The organism is Mesorhizobium sp. URHB0026 (assembly GCF_054059755.1).
In genome coordinates this window covers 4,949,961-4,971,293 of sequence record NZ_JBSSCN010000001.1, presented here as the reverse complement: position 1 = coordinate 4,971,293, position 21,333 = coordinate 4,949,961, and the positions used below count along the sequence as shown (strand labels likewise).

Below are 21,333 nucleotides of genomic sequence, written 5' to 3'. Positions count from 1 at the left end.
GTTGGATCGCCTGAACGGGGAGGCGGCCATGGGCGGCGAATTGGTGCTTGTCACCGGCGGATCGGGTTTCCTCGGGGCGCACTGTATTCTTGCCCTGTTGAAGGCGGGCTATCGCGTGCGCACGACGGTGCGCTTCGCCAAGCGTGAAGCCGACGTTATCGCCATGCTCAAGGCCGGCGGCGGCGAGCCGGGCGACAGGCTTTCCTTTGCCATCGCCGACCTCATGAGCGATGCGGGCTGGCCCGACGCTGTCGCCGGCTGCGACTATGTCCTGCATGTCGCGTCACCATTTCCGCCCGGCGTGCCGAAGCATGAGGACGACCTGATCATCCCGGCTCGCGAAGGCGCGTTGCGCGTACTCAGGGCGGCGCGAGACGCTGGCGTCAAACGCCTTGTGCTGACCTCGTCCTTCGCCGCCATAGGCTATGGCAAGATGCCGCCCGGCGACCGGCCTTTCAACGAGGAGAGCTGGACAGATCCGACGGCCAAGGTCAGCGCCTATGTGAAATCGAAGACGCTTGCCGAGCGCGCGGCCTGGGATTTCATCGCCGCCGAGGGCGGCAGGTTGGAGTTGGCCGTCGTCAATCCGGTCGGCATTTTCGGACCCGTGCTCGGGGCCGACCATTCTACCTCCACCGAATTTGTTCAGCGCATGATGAACGGTGCGATGCCCGGGTTGCCACGCCTGTCCTTCGGCGTGGTCGACGCGCGCGACGTGGCGGACCTGCATGTGCGCGCAATGACCAATCCCGCCGCCAGTGGCGAGCGCTTCCTGGCCGTTGCCGGCGATTTCATGACCGTGAGGGAGATCGCCCAGACGGTGAAAACGCGGCTCGGCGCGGCCGCCTCGCGGGTCACTACGCGGGAGCTTCCCGATTGGTTGGTGCGGGTAGTGGGGCTGTTCAACGCGGAAGCCGCGCAACTCGTGACGGAACTCGGCAAGGTCAAGAACGCCACCAACGCCAAGGCGGCGCGCATGCTCGGCTGGGCGCCGCGCTCGCGCGAAGACGCGCTGGCCGCCACCGCAGAAAGCCTGGTCCGGCTCGGGCTGGTCAAGACCCTGAAATAGCGCGGCGGGAGAAAGACTTCCCGCCGCGCTGATATCAACCCGCCAGTGCGGCCTTGTTGGCCTCGAGGAACTGCTTCAGCGGTACCGATTTCCGACCGGAAAGTGTCTCTACCGAGTCCGTTACCATGCCAAGGTCGCCGGCGCGCGTGGCGGCGTCGAAGGACACCAGGAGCCTGGCAATCGGCTCGGGAAGTCCGGCTGCCTTCATGCCCTCGGTCAGCGCTTCATCGGAGAGCTGGACGACCTGGATCGGCTTGCCTGTGACTTCGGTGACGAGCACGGCAACTTCGGCTGATGTATAGGCCTTGGGGCCAGTCAGCGTGTAAGTCGTGCTTTCGGTGTTATCCGAAGCCAGCCCCCCGGCTATGGCCGCGGCGAGGTCGTCACGGGCGCCATAGGAAATAGCGCCGTCGGCCGCCGACGTATACCATTGGCCCGATGCGAGGATTTGGGGCATCGCCATGAACAGGTTCTCGTCGTACCAGCCATTGCGGAAGATGGTGTAGGGAATGCCGCTGGCCTTGATCGCCTGTTCGGTGTCGTAGTGGTCGGGAGCAAAGAGCACGGCGGAACCAGGTTCGGTGTTGGGCAACGAGGTGTAAAGCAGGTGGCCGACACCAGCCTGCCGGGCCGCCGCGACGGCGGCAAGCTGCTGCTCGCGACGCTTTCCCTGGATCGCGAGTTCGTTGGTCGAGATGATGAGCGCCCGGTCGGCGCCCGCGAAGGCTTTGGCAAGCGAGGCCCGATCGTCGAAATTGGCCTCGCGAACAGTGACGCCGCGCGCCGACAGGTCGGCAAGGTTGGCGGGCGTGCGGGTCGTGGCGATGATCCGGGCCGCCGGCACCTCGAACGTGTCCAGCAGATGGTTGATGACGCTGCGGCCGAGCTGGCCGGACGCGCCGGTGACGAGAAGAGTTGCGGTCATGGGGAATCCTGACATTGCGCCGGAAGGGCGGTTCGGGTGGTGGTCTCAAAAAGAGACCAGCACTAAAATAGGAATTGACCCGATGCCGTAAAGAAGGCAGTTTTTGGGGAGGTAGGCACACGCAGGGAACCAGCCATGGACAGCCGGACCGTCAATCTGAAATCCAAACTCGAAGTCTACAAAGCGATGACCGACGGCGGAAACATTGCCGATTGCCCGGTCCGCGATGTCATCCAGGGACTCAACGGCAAATGGAGTTCGCTGCTGACGGCAGCGCTGGCCGAGCAGCCTTATCGCTTCGGCGAGCTGCGGCGGCTGGTTCCCGATATCTCACAGCGCATGTTGACCCAGACGCTCCACGATCTGCAGCGCGACGGCTATGTGCGCCGCGAGGTGTTTGCGACCAAGCCGCCCAGTGTCGAATACAGCCTGACCGACCTTGGGCGATCGATGTTCGACGCTTTGCAGTATCTGCTGCAGTGGGCCGAAAACAACCATGATGCTGTGCGCGGCGCGCGCACTGCCTTCGATTCGACGCAGGCTTTACCAGCCGGGTAGCGCTCGGCGTCGCGACTTGATTTCATCCGGCGGCTGAAGGATTGTCCCGGCCAGTTCGGCTTGGGGGCAGCGGCATTTCCTACGATATCGCAATCGCCGGCGCCGGTCCGGCCGGGCTCGCCGCGGCGCTCTATGTCAAGCGCGCCGGCCACCGCGTCACCATCTTCGAGCGCTTCGAGGAACCGAGGCCGGTAGGCTCCGGGCTGATCCTGCAGCCGACTGGGCTGACGGTGCTCGCCGAACTCGGCCTGCTCGACGACATCATGGCGCTGGGCAGCAGGATCGATCGGTTGCATGGCGTCGATGCCTCGAGCGGCCGCACCGTCCTCGATGTCCGCTACGATGCCGAGCGCGGCAACCGTTTCGGCCTGGCGGTGCACAGGGCCGCCCTGTTCGGCGTACTCTTTCGCGCTGCCCGGCGCGAGGCGATCCCCATAGAGACCGGCGTCGAAATCGAGACCCTGGAGACCGGCGAGCGGGTCACCCTGATCAGAGGTCATGGACGAAAGGCAGGGCCGTTCGATCTGATTGTCGACGCCAGCGGCGCGCGCTCCAAGCTGCGGCAGAGCATCGGCAATCAAGACGAGCCAAGGCCACTCACCTATGGCGCGTTCTGGGCATCGCTCGGCTGGCGCGGCGAGGGCTTCGACGAGCACGCGCTTCTGCAGCGCTACGACAAGGCCAACGTGATGATCGGCGTGCTGCCGATCGGGCGGCCCCAGCCGGGCGCCGAGAAGACGGCGGCGTTCTTCTGGAGCCTGAAGCCGGCCGATGCCGACGCGGTGCGCGCCAGCGGTCTCGACACCTGGAAGGAGAGGGTGGTGCGGCTGTGGCCGCAGGCCGAGGCGTTCACCAGTCAGATCGACAGTTTCGACCAGCTCTCGCTGGCCCGCTACGGCCATCACACGATGAAGTTTCCGGTTGGCCGGCGGCTGGCCGTGATCGGCGACGCCGCCCATTCCACCAGCCCGCAGCTTGGCCAGGGCGCCAACATGGCGCTGCTCGACGCCGCGGCACTTAACTATGCGCTGGCGCGAGCGGACGGCTTGGAGACAGCGCTGGAAGCTTATGCGCGAGCCCGGCGCCGGCATGTGCGGGTCTTTCAGGCGCTGTCGCTGGCGTTCACGCCCTTCTACCAGTCGGATTCGGTGGCGCTGCCCTTCATCCGCGACAGGCTGGTGGCGACGATCGCCAAGATCCCGCCGGCGCCGCGGTTGCTGGCCGCGATGGTCGCCGGCACGGTGATCGATCCGTTCACGCCGGCTGGGCTTGCCGAAGCGCGATGGCCGGATCGCCTTGCCGAATGAGGCTCGATAGAAAGGATGGCTTCGCCCGCAGGAAGGCATGCAGGCGCTGCGGACAGTCCGGCGCCACGGCCTGCCTGATCGACGGGCGGTCACTCAACGCTCCGCGCCAGGCCTGGACAAGCGGCTTGCCGTCAAGAATGCCGAAATCGCCGATCCGATCGAAGGCTTCGAGGTAGCGGAAGACCGGACCGTAAACGGCATCGACGAGGGAAAAGCGCCTGCCAGCGAACCATGGCCCACTCGGCAAGCCGCCCGGCAGTTCAGCCTCAATACGGTCGAACATCGCCGACAGCGCGCTGGATTCGGCGAGGAAGCCGGCCTCGCTCGGCGCTGAATAGAACCGGCCGACGGCGTTGAGGATGGCTGAGCCATACTCGATCCAGGCACGGTGCCGGGCGCGTGCATAGGGGTCGGCGGGGTGGAGGGGATTGGCCTGCGTTTCCTCGAGGAATTCGAGGATGACCGCGGATTCGAAGATTATCGTCTCGTCGCCATTTTGCCGTACGCGCAGCAATGGCACCTTGCCGAGCGGCGAGATCGCCTTGAACCAGTCCGGTTTGTCGGCAAGGTCGATGTCGATCCGCTCGAAGGGCACACCTTTCTCGGCCAGCGAGATCGCGGCGCGCTGGACATAGGGGCAGAGCAAATGGCTGATGAGAACGAGGGTGTCGGCGGGTTCCATAGGAATGTGCCTTTCGAGGTCGATGCAATTGCATTTATGTAGATGCATGTGCATTGAACGTCAAGCTTGATGCATCTGCATCTATCGCCTATGGTAAGCCATGACGGAAAAAGCCAAGCCTTCGCCTGAAACCATCAAGGCCTGGGCCCGCCTGATGCGGGTTTCGCGCCAACTAATGGAACGGGCCGAAGACGCGCTGAAGGAGGGCGGCCTGCCGCCGCTCGCCTGGTACGACGTGCTGCATGAGCTTGCGGAGGCCGGAGAGGGCGGGTTGCGGCCGTTTCAATTGATTGAACGCACCCTGTTCGCGCAGTACAACATCTCGCGGCTATTGGCCCGGCTCGAGGCCGACGGGCTGGTCGAGAAACTGCCGGTGGCCGACGATGGCCGCGGCCAGACCATCCGCGTCTCGGCCAAGGGACGTGAGACGCGCCGCCGCATGTGGGCGATCTACGGCAGGTCGATCGAGGAACTGGTTGGTGCCAAACTCTCGCCGGATGAACTGAGCATGATCTCGGCACTTCTGGGCCGCCTGCGTCATCCGCCTACTACGGACTGAGCATCCGGATTTGCGCGGCTGCGCGGAACATCGGCGGATTTTTCTTCTTTGCCCTTGCGCTGCTCACCGGATTGCGCAATATGCCGAACCGTAACGTACGGTACGGCAGGTCGAATTCACGCCTGCTTTGTCCTGCCGAGGGAAGAGCGTGTTGCAAGGCGTGCCCGACATTGACAACAGCGAGGCGCTTACGGAGCGGCAGCAGGCCGTTCTGGATGCGGCTTTGCGGCTGCTGGTCGAGGAGGGCGATCATCTGACCATGACCGCCGTGGCGCGCCGCGCGAGCTGTTCCAAGGAAACCCTCTACAAATGGTTCGGCGACCGCGACGGGCTCTTGACGGCGACCGTGCAGTGGCAGGCCTCGAAAGTGCGGGTGGCTTCGGTCGACGGCAAGGGGCTTGACCTTGCCTCGCTCATGGCGAGCCTGGAGCGCTTTGCCTCCGACTGGTTGAAGGTGATCTCCAGCGATACGTCGATCGCGCTCAATAGGGTGGCGGTCGGCCATGCCGGTTCGGGGAAGGACAATCTCGGCGCCGTCGTGCTGGAGAATGGGCGCTTTGCACTGGCCAAGCGGCTGAAGCCGGTGCTGGAAGCCGGCCGGCAGGCCGGGCTGCTTGAATTTGCGGATGCCGAGACGGCCTTCCGTACCTTTTTCGGGCTGGTTGGCCGGGATGTGCAGATCCGCCTGCTGCTCGGCGACCGGCTGGAATTGACTGAGGCGGCGATCGGCGGCGATGCCATCCGCGCGACGCATCAGTTTCTCGCTCTTTTCGGAGCAAAAAACGGGCCTCAAGGCTTTTGATCTTCAAAACGGGAAGGAAGTAAAATGCGTGTCTATTACGATCGTGATGCCGATCTCAACCTGATCAAGGGCAAGAAGGTTGCCATCATCGGCTATGGCAGCCAGGGCAGGGCGCATGCGCTCAACCTCAAGGATTCCGGCGCAAAGGAGATCGCAATCGGTCTCAAGGCCGGCTCGGCGACCGCCAAGAAGGTCGAGGCCGACGGGCTCAAGGTGATGAGCGTCGCCGACGCCGCCAAATGGGCCGACCTGATGATGATGGCGACGCCCGACGAATTGCAGGCCGACATCTACAAGAACGAGATCGCGCCGAACATCCGCGACGGCGCCGCGATCGCCTTCGCGCATGGCCTCAACGTGCATTTCGGCCTCATCGAGCCGAAGTCGACCGTCGACGTCGTTATGATCGCGCCGAAGGGCCCGGGCCACACGGTGCGCGGCGAATACCAGAAGGGCGGCGGCGTGCCGTGCCTGGTCGCCGTCAATCAGGACGCCTCAGGCAACGCGCTCGATCTCGCGCTGTCCTATGCCTGCGGCGTCGGCGGCGGCCGTTCGGGGATCATCGAGACCAATTTCCGCGAGGAATGCGAGACCGACCTGTTCGGCGAACAGGTCGTGCTGTGCGGCGGCCTGGTCGAACTGATCCGCGCCGGCTTCGAGACGCTGGTGGAAGCGGGCTACGCGCCCGAAATGGCCTATTTCGAGTGCCTGCACGAGGTCAAGCTGATCGTCGACCTGATCTATGAAGGCGGCATCGCCAACATGAACTACTCGATCTCGAACACCGCCGAGTGGGGCGAATATGTGTCGGGTCCGCGCATCATCACCGCCGAGACCAAAGCCGAGATGAAGCGCGTGCTGAAGGACATCCAGACGGGAAAGTTCACCTCGGAATGGATGCAGGAATACCGCGCCGGCATGTCGCGCTTCAAGGGCATCCGCCGCAACAACGACAGCCACCAGATCGAGGAAGTCGGCGCCAAGCTGCGCGCCATGATGCCGTGGATTTCCAAGAACAAGTTGGTCGACAAGGCCAAGAACTGAGGATTCGCGCTTCGCGATCAATAATGAAAACGGCGCCACGTGGCGCCGTTTTCATTTCTGGTATCGGCCGCAGGCAGCTCAGCTATAGGGCGACCAGCACTGCTGGCGCGGGCCGTTATAGGGTTGGAACGTGTTGTCGTAGGCGCGATACGAGCGGTAGCGGTTGTAGCACCATTGCACATGGGCGTTCGACAGCCGGCCGGCGCGATAATAGCGGCGCGGCGCCGGCGCATAGTAATCGTAGTTGTTGTAGTTGTTGTACATGCTGCCGAGGCCGAGCCCCAGGCCGAGACCGAGGACTGCGGCAGCGCCATCATCGTAGTAGCGCCCGCCACGATAATGATGGCGGCCATGGCGCCAGCGCCAGTTGTCGCCGCCGTTCCAGTTGCCACCACCGTTCCAGTGGCGGCCGCTCCAGTTATCTCCGCCATTCCAGTGGCGGCCGTTCCAATTGCCTGACCGGCGCCATCTCCAATCGCCGCCGTTGTTGCCGCCAGCCCAGCCCTCGCGGACCGGGGTGACCGTGGGCGCGGAGGTGCTGGCCGGGATCGACACATCCGGCTGCAGAATCGGCCCGGCAGCGGATGGCGCCGTGATGCCGGAGACAATACCGAGCGCTATCAGCCCGGATTTGACAGTGGAAGAAAAGAGCGCGTTCATTGCACTTCTCCAAGAGAACAGGCCCCACGCCTACCCTGGCAATGGGCTTACCGTGGACCTTTGCGTCTGAACGGCGGATGAACGGAAAGGTTCCGTCAACCACAGCGCGAAGGCCATCAGGACCAAGGGATCCCTGCTTGTGGTCCCGCGCGATCTTGTCTTCCGCCGCTCTTGCAGGCAAAGGTCAGCGCATGTCGCTGCGCCTTGCCACCTTCAATGTCGAGAACCTGATGAACAGGTTCGATTTTTCCGGCTTTCGCAACCAGCTCAACGAGGATCGCACGCTGGCGCTCTTCGATATCCAGAGCGAGGCCGAGTACAAGATGCTGGAACAGGCGCGCGCCATCGCGCAATCCGACGACACGCGGCAGCTGACGGCGTTGGCGATTGCCGCCGCCCGTGCCGACATCATCTGCATGCAGGAGGTCGACAACATCGAGGCCTTGAAGGCCTTCGAGTACGGCTATCTGTTCAAGATGGTGGGGCAGGGCTACCGCCAGAAATACACCACGTCGGGCAATGATTCGCGCGGCATCGATGTCGCGGTGATGATGCGCAACGAGACCGCGCAGGGACAGCCGATCGAATTCGTGCGCATGACCAGCCACGCCTATGTCACCTACGAGCAGTTCGGGTTGCATACGCCGGAGCTGGCGGCCCTCGGCAACCAGCCCAATGAACGCATCTACCGGCGCGACTGCCTGGAGGTCGACATCACGGTGGGCGGCGTGCCGTTGACGCTCTATCTCGTGCATTTCAAGTCCATGGGCTCGCCCCGCAACGGGCTCGACGGACGCGAGGCGACGATGCCGGTCCGCGTCGCGGAGGCGAAGGCCGTGCGGCGCATCATCGAGGAGCGTTTCGGGGCGGAGTACGCGGCCGACAAGCGCTGGGCGATCTGCGGCGACATGAACGATTACCGCCAGCGGGTGAAGGTCGCCGGCGATGAGGTCGACGGCTACCGTTTCGAGGTGGTCGACGAGAACCTGTCCTGCGTCAATGTGCTGACGGCGGGCGGCTTCTGTGAAAATGTGGTCGAGCGGCGGCCGGAAATGAACCGCTGGACCTTTTATCACACACGCGGGCCGCAAGAGCGGCATCTGTGCCAGCTCGACTATATCCTGCTGTCAAAGGGGCTGGCGGCGAAGAACGCCACCGCCGTTCCCGACATCATCCGCAACGGCCAGCCCTGGCGCACGATCTTTCCCGCGGGGCAGGAAGTCGAGCGCTTCCCGCGCGCCGGCTGGGATCGGCCCAAGGCTTCGGATCACTGCCCGGTGGCGATCACGCTGGACATCGCTTGATGACGAGTATGGGCCTGATGACGAGTATGGGGCTGATGAGGAGTATGGACCTGATGGGCAGGATCGGGGCCTGATCCGCATGAGCTTCGATCTTCCGCGCAATGTCATCCTGCCTGTCGACGCCATCGACGTCCGTCTCGATGCCGCACCGCATCCATTCGCTGTCGACAATCTGGCGGCGATTGCCGAGAACTGGCAGAGTGAGATCGAGGCCAATCCGGCGCTGTTCGACGGCACTGTGGTGCTGCTTTCCGAACTTGCCTATCGCGACCGCAGCCTCATCGGCAGCTGCCATGCGGTCAACTACTCGACCTTCATGCTATGGCGGAAGCGGCGCGAGAATTCCGGCGCCGAACACGCCTATGCCCATGCCGTGCTGGTGGCCGGCGACAACGCGCTGGTGGCGATCCGCATGGGACCGCGAACCGTCAATGCCGGCCGGGTCTATTTCGCCGCCGGTTCCTTCGAGCCGATCGATTTCCGCGACGGTCTCGTCGATGTCGATTTCAACATGATGCGGGAGGTGCGCGAGGAGACCGGCCTAAACCTGTCGAACGCCAGGCGTGGTGTGCGCTGGCACGCCCTGTCGACGGCAAGCGGCACCGTCATCTTCCGCCGCTATCATGTCGACGCGCCCGCCGATGAGATCGCGCGACGAATCTCGGCCTTCGTCGCCACCGAAGCCAACCCGGAGATCGAGGGGCCGGTGATCATCCGCCATGCCGGCGACCTGCCGGACGGCCTGTCGCCGCACATGAAGCCGCTGATCGAGTGGCATTTCGCGCGCGAGGGCTAACGCATCTTGTCTTGCGCTGCCTTGCTGTCGTTGCGGGCGGCGACGAAAAACAAGATGAAACCGATGCCCAGTAGCCCACCCATCGCCATGCCCATCGTCTGGCCGACGACCGCCTGGAAATCCGATGTGACCCGATCGGGATTGGCCATGCCGTAGCGGGCGAGGTACCACCATATGCCTGCAAGGGCGGCCTCGATGATCACCATCACCAGGGTTAGACGTGCCTTCTTGCTCATGCATGTCCCTCGACTGGAAATGTCTTGCCTTAGCATCATCGACCGGCGCGCGACAGTGCTGTCGGTGCCGGTGCAGGCAAGCGTGCAAGCTTGGGGAAAGCTGTTGATCGCGGCGGAGTGGCTCGGCCGCTATTCGTGCCGCAAGGCGTCGATAGGATCGAGCCTGGCGCCGCGCAGCGCCGGGAAGAAGCCGAAGACCATGCCGATCAGCGCCGAGAAGCCGACGGCAAGCAGAATGACGGCCGGGCTTGGCGCGAAAGGTATGGTGAGCGTCACCGAGGCAAGGCCGGCCAGCGCCAGCCCAATCAGGATGCCGATGATGCCGCCAAGCAGCGACAGCACCGTCGCCTCGACCAGGAACTGGATGAGGATGTGCTTTTCGTGCGCGCCGATGGCGAGCCGGATGCCGATCTCGCGCGTGCGCTCGGTGACCGACACCAGCATGATGTTCATGATGCCGATGCCGCCGACCAGCAGGCTGACGCCGGCGACCGCGCCCAGCATGCCGGTCATGGTGGTGGTGGCGCTGGCCATGGCGTCGGCGATCTGGGTCATGTCGCGGATGCCGAAATCGCTCTCGCGGTCGGGCGTGATACGGCGCGCATCGCGCAGGATATCCTCGACGCGCGGCTGCAACTCGCTGGTCGGCGTGCGGTCGTCGGCGGCGATGTAGATGTTGTCGATGTCGCGATTGCCGGCGATGCGGCGCTGATAGGCGGCGAGCGGCATCAACACGACATTGTCCTGGTCCTGGCCGAAGCCGGTGTAGCCTTTCGGCTCGAGCAGGCCGATGATCCTGCAGGAGGTGCGGTTGACGCGGATGATCTCACCCTCGGGATCGCCGGCGCCGAAGAACTGCTGGCGCACCGTCTCGCCGATCAGGCAGACGCCGGTTCCCGAGCGGGTTTCGGAATCGCTGAAGGGGCGGCCGGACACCAGTTTCCAGTCGCGTGCGTCGAGATAGGCGCTGTCGGTGCCGGTGACGCCAGAGGTCAGGCTCTCGGTGCCGAAGATGACGCGCACCTGCTTTTGCGCGGCCGGCGAGATGGCGCGGGCGCCGGTGAGATGCGCAACCAGCGCCGCCAGATCCTTTTCCGCCAGCGGCCGCACCGCCTGGTCGAGCCCGCCCGGACCGCCGGGGCCGGCCGGGCGCCCGGCTCGGACGACCAGCAGATTGCTGCCGAGCTTGGAAATGTCGGACTTAACCTTTTGCGTGGTGCCGGAGCCGATGGTCAGCATGGCAATCACGGCGGCGACGCCGATGACGATGCCGAGCAAGGTCAGGAACGAGCGCAGCACGTTGCGGCGGATCGAGCGCATCGAGAGGCGGACGGTTTCCCAGATCATGCCATCTCCATATTCATGGTGTCGGAAGCGACATGGCCGTCGAGGAAGCGGATGGTGCGCTCGGCATATTCGGCGACATCGGCTTCGTGGGTGACCATGGTGACGGTCAGGCCAAGCTCTTTGTTGAGCCGCGTCAGCAACTCCATGATCTCATGCGTGCGTGCGGTGTCGAGATTGCCGGTCGGCTCGTCGGCGACGAGCAGCGTCGGCCTGGTGACGATGGCGCGTGCGATCGCCACGCGCTGCTGTTGGCCGCCCGACAATTCGGCTGGCGTATGATGCTCCCGGCCGACAAGGCCGACCTCGGCCAGCGCCTGCATGGCAAGGTCGCGGCGCTCGCGGGCGGCGACGCCGCGATAGATCAGCGGCAGCTCGACATTTTCGGCCGCGGTGGTGCGCGCCAACAGATTGTAGCCCTGGAAGACGAAGCCGACATAGAGGTTGCGCAGCATGGCACGGCGGTTGCGGTCGAGCCGGCCGGCATCGACGCCCATGAAGGAATAGGTCCCGGCCGTCGGCGTGTCGAGGCAACCGATGATGTTCATCGCCGTCGACTTGCCGGAGCCCGATGGTCCCATGATGGCGACGAATTCACCGCGCTGGATGGCAAGGTCGACTCCGGCCAGCGCATGCACCTTGGCTTCGCCCTGGCCGTAGCTTTTCCAAACCTTGTCGAAGGTGATGAGGGGGGCGCCCGCGGCCACTGGCTCAGCTCCGCGACTGCGAAGCGGTGATGATCTGCGCGCCTTCCTCCAGGCCGGAGGTGATCTCGGTCAGTTCGCCATCGGTCGAACCGATCTTGACGTTGACCGGGCGCGGGCGGCCGTTCTCCAGCACATAGAGCGTACGGGACCCATCGGTCGGGGCCTTCGCCGCCTGGCGCTGGCGATTGCCGCGGCCCATGCGGCCGGTGAACAGGTCGCTCAGGCTCCAGCCGCGCGCCGCTTGCTGCGCCGGGCGATAGCGGAAAGCGGACGAGGGCACGGTGAGCACGCCCTTGGCTTCCCGCGTGACCACAGAAACGGTGGCGGTCATGCCGGGACGCAGCAGAAGCTCATTGTTGTCGACCTCGAGCCGCGCATTGTAGGTGACGACGCCGTCCGTGGTGACCGAGGCATAGGAGATGTCGCGGATTTCGGCATCGAACGGCCGCTCCGGGAAGGCATCGACGGTGAAGCGGGCATGCTGGCCCGACTTGACCGCGCCGATATCGGCTTCGTCGACCGCCGCTACCAGTTCCATGTTCCTCAAATCGGCGGCGATGATGAACAGGACCGGCGCCTGCAGCGAGGAGGCGACCGTTTGGCCGGGGTCGACCGAACGCGTCAGCACGATGCCGTCGATCGGCGCGTAGATGGTGCTGTTGGCAAGGTCGGTCTGCTGCGACTTGAGATCGGCATTGGCGATGGCGAGATTGGCCTCGGCGCTTTCGAGCGCCGCCTTGGAACGGTCGCGCGCCGCGGTCGCTGCCTCGAGCGACTGGTCGGTTGCCATGCCGCGCTTGGTCAGGGCCGCGGCGCGGACAAGCGCACTCTCGTTCTCGGCGAGCGTCACCCTGGCGTCCTCCACATTGGCGGCCGCCCCCTTCGCGGACGCTTCGGCGCGTTCGATCTGGACCTGCAGCTTGGCGGTGTCGAGGGCCGCCAGCACGTCGCCCTTCTTGACCTGCTGGTTCTCGTTGACGGCGACCGAGCGTATGATGCCTGAGAGCTGGCTTGATATGTCGACCTGGGTGAGCGGCTGCAGCGTGCCTGTCGCCGACACCTGGACGGTGAGGTCGGCCTTGGCGGCCGGCACCGTGGTATAGTCAGTCCTGGTCGGCGTGCCCGCATACCATTGATAGAGGCCAAGGCCGGCGGCAAGCACGACAAGGGTCAGCAACGCATAGAGCCAGCCACGCCGGCGCGTCCTGCGTCGACCGGTCTGGTCTAGCCCAAGCGCCGTCTCGATGGCGGAATCCGATTCCGCCTTTGGCAGATTGACAATCTGGTCCACGTCGGACCCCTATGATGCGTATGTCCCTGTCTGTGCACAGATCAGGCTTACCGGTTCGAATATCAAATTAAATTTCGCCCATGTTGGGATTGAGGCAAGGATGCAAACCCGGAATTACTTGCTTTACGATGTGTTTACGACCGAGCGACTGGCCGGCAACCCGCTGGCGGTGGTGTTGGATTGCAAGGGTCTGGACACGGCCGCGATGCAGGCCATCGCGCGCGAGTTCAACCTGTCCGAATCGGTTTTCGTGTTGCCGCCGGACAATCCCAAGCACCGCAACCGCATCCGCATCTTCACGCCCGACTATGAAATGCCGTTCGCCGGCCATCCGACGGTGGGCTCGGCGATCGCGCTAGCCGAACTGGCGGGCGAGGGCGGCGCCGGCATCTTCGTGCTCGAAGAGAACATCGGCCCGGTGCGTTGCGCGGTCAGCACGCACGATGGCGCCACCTTCGCCGAGTTCGACCTGGCGAAATTGCCGGAGCCGCTGAAGCTGGAGGCCGATCCGGAGGCGATCGGCGCTGCCCTTGGCCTGGCGCCGCACGAGATCGGCTTCGAGAATCACCGCGTCGCCTTCTGGTCGGCCGGCGTGCCCTATGTGACTATTCCGGTCGCCAATCTCGAAGCGGCGGGCCGCATCCGGCTGGACAACCAGGCGTGGTCCGAACTGGCGCCGCGCAAGAGCGAATGGGCCTTCGCCAGCCCGTACGTCTATTGCCGCGAAACGGTGAACCACGAAAGCGCTTTCCATGTCCGCATGATCGTTCCCGGCACGCCTTCCTACGAGGACCCGGCGACCGGTTCGGCGGCGGCGGCCTTCGCCGGCGCCATCATGCATTTCGACGGCCCGACGGACGGGGTTTCGCAGCTATGGATCGAACAGGGACTGGAGATGGGCCGGCCGTCGCGCATCCGCCTCGAACTGACAGTGCAAGGCGGAAAACTGGCGTCCGCGCGCATTGGCGGGCATGCGATCAAGGTGGCGGAAGGCAAGCTTTTCGTCTGATTGGAGAAAGCCCCGCTCGATTTGTCGGGAAATGATTCCAGCAGGGCTGGACAGGACCGGTATCGGCGGCTATATGCCCGCCAACGCCGGTTTTTGCCGGTCGAGTGGGTGCGTAGCTCAGTTGGTAGAGCAGCTGACTCTTAATCAGCGGGTCCACAGTTCAATCCTGTGCGCACCCACCAAAAATCCTTGGATTTGGTGGAAAGACCTTGGAATAAGCCGGTTCAATAGCCGCGCTCGTTTCGTCACTATTCGGCTGCCTTCGCAGCCGGGCCGCCTGTGGGGCGAGCCGTCGGACTTTGCAGCCGAGTTGGGGCAGCCGAGTTGGGGCAGCCGAGTTGGGCAGCCGAGTTGGTCAAAGACCGCGATTGCCGCGACCGAAAAACGCGATTCAGAAACTTGCCGAAACGGAAACCAATGCCGTTGTGCGCGTTCTGACGACCAGCATCAACGCTGGCCTTTCCTCGTGAAAAGTCCCTGATGAGCCACCGGACCAATATGAGGAAGAGGACAAGGAGGATGTCTCCGGGTCCGTCACCCGAAAACCCGCTACGCCAAATTATACCGGCAAGCAGCACGGCGATAGTGGCGGCAGCAGCGAGGGGATCAAGTTTTTCATCCACCAGAGTTACTGAATAACTGCAAGAAACGGAAGATCGCCGCCCGGAAAAGCTTTTATCCACGGTTGACGCTGGTGACTACTTCTCAGACACGCCCGCCTCGGCAAAGCTCGCCATGCGAGCGTGGCACTCCAGCGCCGAGCGGACGATGTTGACGGCGAGGCATGCACCGGAACCTTCGCCTAGCCGCATGCCGAGATCGAGCAGCGGCGGCAGGGCGAGCGCTTCGAGCAGGCCGCGGTGGCCCGATTCGGCTGAGACGTGAGCAGCAATCGTGTGGGCGAGGCCAGTTGGGTGCAGCTTCGCCAGCGGCGCGGCGGCGGCGGTGCAGACGAAGCCGTCGAGCAGCACGGGTATGCCGAGGTGACGGGCGGCGAGCGTGGCGCCGAAGATGGCGGCGAGTTCGCGTCCGCCGAGGCTGGCAGCGACCCCCAACGGGTCGGCAAGGGCAGCGGCATGGCGCTTCAGGCCGGCTTCGATGGCGACCACCTTGCGCTTCAGGCCGGCATCGTCGACGCCGGTGCCGCGCCCCGTCCATTTTTCCGCCCCACCGCCGAATAGCGCCGCCGAAATAGCGGCCGCCGGCGTGGTGTTGCCGATGCCCATTTCGCCAAAGCAGACCAGGTCGAGGTCTTTCGTTATGGCGTCATAGCCCGCCGAGACAGCGGCGAGGAAGGCCTTCTCATCCATTGCCGCCACTTGCGTGAAATCGCCGCTTGGATGATCGAGATCGAGCGGGATGACGTCGAGTTCGGCGCCGGCGATGCGGGCGAGTTGGTTGATGGCGGCACCGCCGCCGGCAAAATTCGCCACCATCTGCACGGTGACTTCGGAGGGGTAGGCCGACACGCCCTGCGCGGTGACGCCGTGGTTGCCGGCGAAGACGAATACTTTCACCCGGTCGAGCCTGGGCATGTCGCGGCCTTGCCAGCGCGCCAGCCAGGCGGCGATCGTTTCGAGCTTGCCGAGGCTGCCTTGCGGTTTGGTCAGCGTGTCCTGGCGGTGTGCAACGGCCTTTGCAGCGGTATCGCTGCCGGCGGGCAGATCGAGGCAGGCGGCGCGCAATTCATCGAGGGATTTGAAGGGCATGGGGGGAAGGTCTCCGGAAGGGAATCAGGTCAAGGGGGTCAGGAAAGGGCGACGGAAGCGATGAGAAGCACCGCGATTTCGCTCAACTGTTGCAAGGCGCCAACCGTGTCGCCGGTCTGGCCCTCGATCTGGTTGAGGCAAAGGGCGTGGAAGGCGGCAAAGAACAGGCCGAGCAGGATGAGCGCGGCAGTGGCGCCGCCAAGCCCCAGCAGGAGCAGCGGAATCGCGCCGAGCACGGCTCCGGCTATTGCCGTTTCGAGCGAAACGGTGCCGGCGCCAGCCGATAGGCCGTCGGACCGCGCCGGTGGCAAGAGATGCATGAAGGCGCCGAGCACGCCACGCGAGGCTGCGTGCGCCGCGACGAGAGCAAACAGGGCCTGTGTGGGTTCGACCACTTGCGACAGCGCGCTCCAGCGGATCAGCAGCGATAGCGCCAGCGCCACGGCGCCATAAGCGCCGATGCGGCTGTCGCGCATGATCTCGAGCTTGCGCCCGCGCGACTTGCCGCCGCCGAAGCCGTCGGCGACGTCCGACAATCCATCCTCATGCAGGCAGCCCGTGGTAGCCACGGTTGCAACAAGGGCAAGGGCGGCCGACGAGCCAATGGCAAGGCCAAACCGTTCCGCCGTGGCAAAGACGATGGCGCTGATCAAGCCGACGACAAGGCCGGCAATCGGGGCGGCCCAGATCGCGGCGGCGAGGCCCCGGCCACGAAAATCGAACACTGGCAGCGGCAGGCGGGTGAAAAAAACCAGGCAGAGCGCGATGTCGTCGAGGACTTGCCGGGGCGACAGGGTGATTTTCGGGAGCTTCATCGCCCTAGCTCCTCGCAATGGCATGAAAAAAGGTGCCGCTGACATGGCCGCGCCGGTAGCCGGAGGCGCCGAGCGGATTGCCCTGGCCATCGGCGAGATCGGCCAAAGGCTCGTCATTGCCGGTGGCCGTCATCTGCGCATAGTGGAATTCGTGACCTCGGATCAGCGCGCCCTGCGAACCCAGCGGACAGTCGGCGCGCAGCCGTGCCTCGCGGTAGCCAAGGTTCATCTTGCGCCTGGCGAAGCTGGTGGAATGGCCGAGCAGGCCGAGCATGGGATGCGTTTCGCCTGATGCATCCTCCAGCGCTTCACCAAGCACCATGAAGCCACCGCATTCGCCATGGATCGGCTTTGTCGTGGCGAAACGTGCCATCCCCGCATGGAAATTCACGGCGGCGGTGAGTTTGCCGGCATGAAGCTCGGGATAGCCGCCGGGCAGCCAGCAGACGTCGCAATCCCCGTCCGGCGCTTCGTCGGCGAGCGGCGAGAACGGGACGATTTCCGCGCCGGCCTTGCGCCAATAGGCGGCGACGTGCGGGTAGAGGAAGGTGAAGGCGGCATCCTCGGCAAGCGCGATGCGTTGGCCAGGCGGCCGCAGCGCGTCGGCGAAATCGCCGACCGCCGGGACGAGAGGTGTTGCCAGCGCTATGACCGCGTCGAGGTCGAGCGACTTTTCCGCCATGTCGGCGAGCCGGTCGAGGTGCGCCATCAGGTCTTCATATTCGCCGGCCTGGACGAGACCGAGATGGCGTTCGGGCAAATTAAGCGAGGGGTCGCGTAAAATGGCGCCGACGACAGGCAGGCCGATCGCCTCGATGGCGTCGCCGGACAGCTTGCGATGGCGCTCGCTGCCCAGCCGGTTGAGCACGACCCCGGCCATGCGGACATCAGGGTCGTAAGTGGCGAAACCTTTGGCGACGGCCGCAGCCGTCGTCGACTGGCCGGAGACGTCGAGCACCAGCAGCACCGGCAGGCCGTAAAGCCGGGCCAGATCGGCAGCCGAACCGGTGCGGCCAGGCGAGGCCGGGATGCCGTCGAACAGGCCCATGGCGCTTTCGAGGATGACGAAATCGGTGTCGTCGGCTGCTTGTGCGGCCAGCGCATTGAGCAGCGACGGCGACATCGCCCAGCTGTCGAGATTGACGCCGGACAGGCCGGTGGCGGCGGTGTGGAAGCCTGGATCGATATAGTCAGGGCCGGATTTGGCGCCGCGCACTTTCAGGCCGCGCCGGGTGAGTGCGCGCAGGATGCCGATGGTGACGCTGGTCTTGCCCGAACCGGAGCGCGGCGCGCCGATGATGATCGCCCGGGCCGTCATGCCCCGCCCGCCAGTGCCGCGCGCATGGCGACGATGCCGCCGACGACGATCAATGCCGGCGAGGCGAGCCCGGCCGCCGCCGCTGCCCCGGCAATGGTGGCGAGCGTGGCTATGACGGTCCTTTCCCGCGGCGTCGTCGCGGCGACGATTATGGCCGCCGGTGTCGATGGCGCCAGTCCGCCGTCGAGCAGGGCGGCTGCTATGAGAGGCAGATTTGCCATGCCCATATAGACGACGACCGGCTGGCCGGTGCGGGCGATCGCCGCCCAGTCGAGATCGTCATCGGTGCCGGCGGCGTGGCCGGTCGCCAGAATGACAGCCTTGTTGATGCCGCGCATGGTGGCTGGAATGCCGGTCGCGGCGAGCGCGCTGAGACCTGAGGTCAGGCCGGGCAGCACCCGGAAAGGGATGTTTTGACGCGCCAGCGCCAGCGCCTCTTCGCCGCCACGGCCAAAAATATAGGGATCGCCGCCTTTCAGCCTGACGACGCGGCGGCCTTCGCGCGCCAGCCGCACCAGCAGAGCGGTGATGTCGTCCTGCTTCATCGATGGCTGGCCGCCGCGTTTTCCCGCGAAGAAAAGCTCGGCGCTTCCGGCAATAGCAACCACATCGGGCGAAACCAGCGCGTCGTAGACCAGCGCATCCGCCTCGGCCAGTGCCGCCAGCACCTCCAGCGTCAGGCAGCCGGGATCGCCGGGACCGGCGCCGGCCAGCCAGACATGGCCCGGCTCCAGCGGACGCGGCTTGAAGTTCAGCCGTGCCAGCGCCTGTTCGAGCGTGGCGTTTTCGCCGTTATTTCCAGTGCTGGCGCTCACAATCCGTCCCGTCCGCGAAAACGCCGCTGGTAATGGGCGTCGTACAATGAACTCTCGCCGAAATCTTGTGCCGCCAGCGAACGGCCGACGAATATGAGCGCCGTGCGCTCCATTGGATCGGCGGCCAGTAGCGCCTCGATCGTTTCCAGCGTGCCGGTCAGCACGCGCTCGTCCGGCCAGGAGGCGCGGAAGACGATCGCCACCGGGCAATCGCTACCATAGTGCGGCGTCAGCTCGGCGACGACGCGGTCGATGGCGTGGATGGCAAGGTGGATGGCCAGCGTGGCGCCGGTGCGGCCGAAACCGGCCAGCGTTTCGCCGGGCGGCATTTTCGACGCACGTCCTGACACGCGGGTCAGCACCAGACTTTGCGCGACTTCGGGGATGGTCAGCTCGCGGCGAAGTGCGGCGGCGGCGGCCGCGAAGGAAGCGACGCCCGGCGTCAGCGTGTAGGGGATGCCATGCTTTTCCAGCCGGCGGATCTGCTCGGCGACGGCACTCCACACCGACAGGTCGCCGGAATGCAGGCGGGCAACATCATGGCCGGCCATGTCGGCGGCCACATATTCAGCCTCGATTTCGTCGAGCGACATCGGCGCGGTATCGATCAGCTTCGTTCCCGGCGCGCAATGCTGCAGCAATTCCGGCGCGACGATGGAGCCGGCGTGGAGACAGACCGGGCAACGCGCCAAGAGCCTTGCGCCACGCAGCGTGATGAGGTCGGCCGCACCTGGCCCGGCGCCGATGAAATGGACGGTCATGGCGCGTCTCCGCTGATGGCGATGGCGCAGGTGACCGGACCGAGCACGGTGCGGGGACCGAGCAGCGTCGCGCCTTTGCCAGCGACGGCAAGGGCCGAGGCTTCCGAGACGGATGGTGTGCCCGCCAGCTCCCGCGAGAGGCTGGAGCTGGTGAGCGTCCCCGGCGAGGCGGCCTGTAGGGCTGCGTCATCAACGATGATGACGGGAAGGTTCAGCTTGCGACCTGCGGCGGCGATGGCTTCCTCATCCTTCTTGAGCGCCGCGGTGGCCAGTGCCGAAAGAGCCGACATCGCCAGGCCATGCGCTTCGAGCGCTGTTTCTATCGCCGCGAGCACGTCCTCGACGGTGACGCCCCTTCGGCTGCCGATGCCCGCGACCATCATGGCTTCACCCAACTCCATTGCGTGACGGGCATGGCCGGCCGCCATGCCTGCATGGAGCCGACCGGCGAAGCGCGGGAGATGCCGATGCGGGTGAGGTCTCCGCCGCGCTTTGTGTGCTGGGCGAGGAGCAGGGCTTCCATTTCCAACGTCACCGCGTTGGCGACAAGACGGCCGCCTGCGCGCAAGGCTCTGATGGCGGCATTCAAGACGCCGGCGTCGCTGCCGCCGCCGCCGATGAAGATGGCATCAGGTGTCTCCAGTCTGGCCAGGACCTTGGGCGCGCTGCCTTCCACAATGACGAGGCCGGGAACGCCGCAGGCGACGGCGTTATGGGCGATGCGGGCGGCGCGAGCCGGGTCGGCCTCGATGGCGATGGCGCGCAGCGAAGGGTGGGCGAGCATCCATTCGATGCCGATCGAGCCCGAGCCGGCGCCGACATCCCACAGCAATTCGCCGCGCCTCGGCGCCAGCGCCGACAGGGTGATAGCGCGGATTTCGCGCTTGGTGATCTGGCCGTCATGCTCGAACAGATGGTCGGCGAGGCCGGATGTGAGCGGCAGCACACGCGCCTGCGTGGCCGAATCAATTTCGATAGCCAGGACATTGAGCGGATTGATGTTTTGGAGGTCGAAGGCATCGGCGCGAGCCGAGCGCAATGTCTCCTTCGGCCCGCCCAACGCCTCCAGCACCGTCAGGCGCGAAGCCCCGAAGTCGAGTTCGGCGAGCAGCCGGGCAATTGCCGCCGGAGCAAAGCCATCGGATGTCAGCGCCAGGATGCGGGCGTTGGGCTGCAGCAGCGGGCGGATGAGGTCGATCGGGTGGCCGTGCAGTGAGATGGTCTCGATATCCTGCAGGGCCCAGCCAAGCCGCGCCGCGGCCAGCGACATCGCGGACGGCGCTGATATGACATTCATCTCGCGCGGCTTGACCTTGCGGGCGAGGGTGGCGCCGACCCCGTGGAAGAACGGGTCACCGGAGGCGAGCACGCAGACGTTCCTGCCGGCAAGCGCCAGGACATCGGTCATCCCTGCATCGAAAGGAACCGGCCAGGGACGCGGCTTGCCCTTGGCGAAGGAAGCGACGAGCGCCAGGTGCCGCTTGCCGCCGAAGATGAACTCCGCCTCGGCGATCCGCCGCTTGGCCTCGTCGCCGAGACCCGCTAAACCGTCCTCGCCGATGCCGATGATTGTGAGCCATCTCGGGTTGGGCTTGGCGGCGCGGGGACCCTCAGCAGGCATG

General features: G+C 65.2%; 23 protein-coding genes and 1 tRNA gene. 10 read left to right on the top strand and 14 right to left on the bottom strand.

Annotation, left to right across the window (positions count from 1 at the left end; genetic code table 11):
• Positions 1–28 precede the first annotated feature (28 nt).
• Positions 29–1,069 (top strand): SDR family oxidoreductase, encoded by a 1,041-nt coding sequence (locus tag ACVWWD_RS24495; protein WP_352551344.1) that lies wholly within the window; start codon positions 29–31, stop codon positions 1,067–1,069.
• Between the two features lie 34 nt (positions 1,070–1,103).
• Here the strand turns inward: ACVWWD_RS24495 and ACVWWD_RS24490 are convergent, their stop codons facing one another.
• Complete coding sequence (locus tag ACVWWD_RS24490; RefSeq protein ID WP_023782648.1) at positions 1,104–1,994, bottom strand: SDR family oxidoreductase; 891 nt, start codon at positions 1,992–1,994, stop codon at positions 1,104–1,106.
• A gap of 135 nt (positions 1,995–2,129) precedes the next feature.
• Between ACVWWD_RS24490 and ACVWWD_RS24485 the strand changes: the two genes are divergently transcribed.
• Positions 2,130–2,552: a winged helix-turn-helix transcriptional regulator gene (locus ACVWWD_RS24485; RefSeq protein WP_023769753.1), complete on the top strand. Its 423-nt coding sequence runs from the start codon at positions 2,130–2,132 to the stop codon at positions 2,550–2,552.
• A gap of 41 nt (positions 2,553–2,593) precedes the next feature.
• Complete coding sequence (locus ACVWWD_RS24480) at positions 2,594–3,859, top strand: FAD-dependent oxidoreductase (protein ID WP_457103462.1); 1,266 nt, start codon at positions 2,594–2,596, stop codon at positions 3,857–3,859.
• On the opposite strand, the gene ACVWWD_RS24475 is transcribed toward ACVWWD_RS24480, so the two are convergent.
• Positions 3,807–4,541 carry a glutathione S-transferase family protein gene (locus ACVWWD_RS24475; protein ID WP_352551348.1) on the bottom strand — a complete coding sequence of 245 codons (735 nt, stop codon included), beginning with the start codon at positions 4,539–4,541 and terminating at the stop codon, positions 3,807–3,809. The two genes, ACVWWD_RS24480 and ACVWWD_RS24475, sit on opposite strands and share 53 nt — an antisense overlap.
• A gap of 100 nt (positions 4,542–4,641) precedes the next feature.
• On the opposite strand from ACVWWD_RS24475, the gene ACVWWD_RS24470 reads away from it, so the two are divergent.
• From ACVWWD_RS24470 to ilvC, 3 genes are all read left to right on the top strand, one after another.
• Complete coding sequence (locus tag ACVWWD_RS24470; RefSeq protein WP_352551350.1) at positions 4,642–5,100, top strand: MarR family winged helix-turn-helix transcriptional regulator; 459 nt, start codon at positions 4,642–4,644, stop codon at positions 5,098–5,100.
• A 148-nt stretch (positions 5,101–5,248) separates the two neighbouring features.
• Complete coding sequence (locus ACVWWD_RS24465; protein WP_457103461.1) at positions 5,249–5,902, top strand: TetR/AcrR family transcriptional regulator; 654 nt, start codon at positions 5,249–5,251, stop codon at positions 5,900–5,902.
• Positions 5,903–5,926: 24 nt separating this feature from the next.
• Complete coding sequence (gene ilvC / locus ACVWWD_RS24460; RefSeq protein ID WP_013531065.1) at positions 5,927–6,946, top strand: ketol-acid reductoisomerase; 1,020 nt, start codon at positions 5,927–5,929, stop codon at positions 6,944–6,946.
• Between the two features lie 78 nt (positions 6,947–7,024).
• On the opposite strand, the gene ACVWWD_RS24455 is transcribed toward ilvC, so the two are convergent.
• Positions 7,025–7,606 (bottom strand): BA14K family protein, encoded by a 582-nt coding sequence (locus ACVWWD_RS24455; RefSeq protein ID WP_352551355.1) that lies wholly within the window; start codon positions 7,604–7,606, stop codon positions 7,025–7,027.
• 191 nt (positions 7,607–7,797) lie between these two features.
• Between ACVWWD_RS24455 and ACVWWD_RS24450 the strand changes: the two genes are divergently transcribed.
• Both ACVWWD_RS24450 and ACVWWD_RS24445 read left to right on the top strand, forming a co-directional pair.
• Positions 7,798–8,910, top strand: coding sequence for an endonuclease/exonuclease/phosphatase family protein (locus ACVWWD_RS24450; protein WP_352551357.1), 1,113 nt, complete (start codon positions 7,798–7,800; stop codon positions 8,908–8,910).
• 79 nt (positions 8,911–8,989) lie between these two features.
• Positions 8,990–9,706 carry a hypothetical protein gene (locus tag ACVWWD_RS24445; protein WP_457103460.1) on the top strand — a complete coding sequence of 239 codons (717 nt, stop codon included), beginning with the start codon at positions 8,990–8,992 and terminating at the stop codon, positions 9,704–9,706.
• Here ACVWWD_RS24445 and ACVWWD_RS24440 read toward each other — a convergent pair.
• The 4 genes from ACVWWD_RS24440 to ACVWWD_RS24425 all read right to left on the bottom strand — a co-directional run bounded on the left by ACVWWD_RS24440 (position 9,703) and on the right by ACVWWD_RS24425 (position 13,284).
• Positions 9,703–9,942, bottom strand: a complete 240-nt coding sequence (locus ACVWWD_RS24440; protein WP_023769761.1) for a hypothetical protein — start codon at positions 9,940–9,942, stop codon at positions 9,703–9,705. The genes ACVWWD_RS24445 and ACVWWD_RS24440 overlap by 4 nt on opposite strands.
• A 129-nt stretch (positions 9,943–10,071) precedes the next feature.
• Complete coding sequence (locus ACVWWD_RS24435) at positions 10,072–11,289, bottom strand: ABC transporter permease (protein WP_352551361.1); 1,218 nt, start codon at positions 11,287–11,289, stop codon at positions 10,072–10,074.
• Positions 11,286–11,993, bottom strand: coding sequence for an ABC transporter ATP-binding protein (locus ACVWWD_RS24430; RefSeq protein WP_023791982.1), 708 nt, complete (start codon positions 11,991–11,993; stop codon positions 11,286–11,288). The genes ACVWWD_RS24435 and ACVWWD_RS24430 overlap by 4 nt, the downstream gene beginning before the upstream one ends.
• A gap of 4 nt (positions 11,994–11,997) precedes the next feature.
• Positions 11,998–13,284 carry an efflux RND transporter periplasmic adaptor subunit gene (locus tag ACVWWD_RS24425; RefSeq protein WP_457103459.1) on the bottom strand — a complete coding sequence of 429 codons (1,287 nt, stop codon included), beginning with the start codon at positions 13,282–13,284 and terminating at the stop codon, positions 11,998–12,000.
• 100 nt (positions 13,285–13,384) lie between these two features.
• Between ACVWWD_RS24425 and ACVWWD_RS24420 the strand changes: the two genes are divergently transcribed.
• Positions 13,385–14,293, top strand: coding sequence for a PhzF family phenazine biosynthesis protein (locus ACVWWD_RS24420; protein ID WP_352551365.1), 909 nt, complete (start codon positions 13,385–13,387; stop codon positions 14,291–14,293).
• Between the two features lie 106 nt (positions 14,294–14,399).
• Positions 14,400–14,475: transfer RNA gene (locus ACVWWD_RS24415), tRNA-Lys, on the top strand.
• Between the two features lie 516 nt (positions 14,476–14,991).
• Here the strand turns inward: ACVWWD_RS24415 and cobT are convergent.
• The 7 genes from cobT to ACVWWD_RS24380 are packed head-to-tail and all read right to left on the bottom strand — an operon-like array spanning position 14,992 to position 21,332.
• Positions 14,992–16,002, bottom strand: a complete 1,011-nt coding sequence (gene cobT / locus ACVWWD_RS24410) for a nicotinate-nucleotide--dimethylbenzimidazole phosphoribosyltransferase (RefSeq protein ID WP_352551367.1) — start codon at positions 16,000–16,002, stop codon at positions 14,992–14,994.
• Positions 16,003–16,040: 38 nt separating this feature from the next.
• Positions 16,041–16,817: an adenosylcobinamide-GDP ribazoletransferase gene (gene cobS, locus ACVWWD_RS24405; protein ID WP_352551369.1), complete on the bottom strand. Its 777-nt coding sequence runs from the start codon at positions 16,815–16,817 to the stop codon at positions 16,041–16,043.
• A 4-nt stretch (positions 16,818–16,821) separates the two neighbouring features.
• Positions 16,822–18,135 carry a cobyrinate a,c-diamide synthase gene (locus tag ACVWWD_RS24400; protein WP_352551371.1) on the bottom strand — a complete coding sequence of 438 codons (1,314 nt, stop codon included), beginning with the start codon at positions 18,133–18,135 and terminating at the stop codon, positions 16,822–16,824.
• On the bottom strand, positions 18,132–18,950 hold the full coding sequence (gene cobA, locus ACVWWD_RS24395; RefSeq protein WP_023769768.1) for a uroporphyrinogen-III C-methyltransferase: 819 nt from the start codon (positions 18,948–18,950) through the stop codon (positions 18,132–18,134). Before cobA ends, ACVWWD_RS24400 begins: the two co-directional genes overlap by 4 nt.
• Positions 18,947–19,711, bottom strand: a complete 765-nt coding sequence (gene cobM, locus ACVWWD_RS24390) for a precorrin-4 C(11)-methyltransferase (protein WP_457103458.1) — start codon at positions 19,709–19,711, stop codon at positions 18,947–18,949. Before cobM ends, cobA begins: the two co-directional genes overlap by 4 nt.
• On the bottom strand, positions 19,708–20,094 hold the full coding sequence (locus tag ACVWWD_RS24385) for a cobalamin biosynthesis protein (RefSeq protein ID WP_352551374.1): 387 nt from the start codon (positions 20,092–20,094) through the stop codon (positions 19,708–19,710). Before ACVWWD_RS24385 ends, cobM begins: the two co-directional genes overlap by 4 nt.
• The gene (locus ACVWWD_RS24380) at positions 20,091–21,332 is read right to left on the bottom strand and encodes a bifunctional cobalt-precorrin-7 (C(5))-methyltransferase/cobalt-precorrin-6B (C(15))-methyltransferase (RefSeq protein ID WP_023769771.1); all 1,242 of its coding nucleotides are present in this window, start codon (positions 21,330–21,332) and stop codon (positions 20,091–20,093) included. Before ACVWWD_RS24380 ends, ACVWWD_RS24385 begins: the two co-directional genes overlap by 4 nt.
• Position 21,333 lies beyond the last annotated feature (1 nt).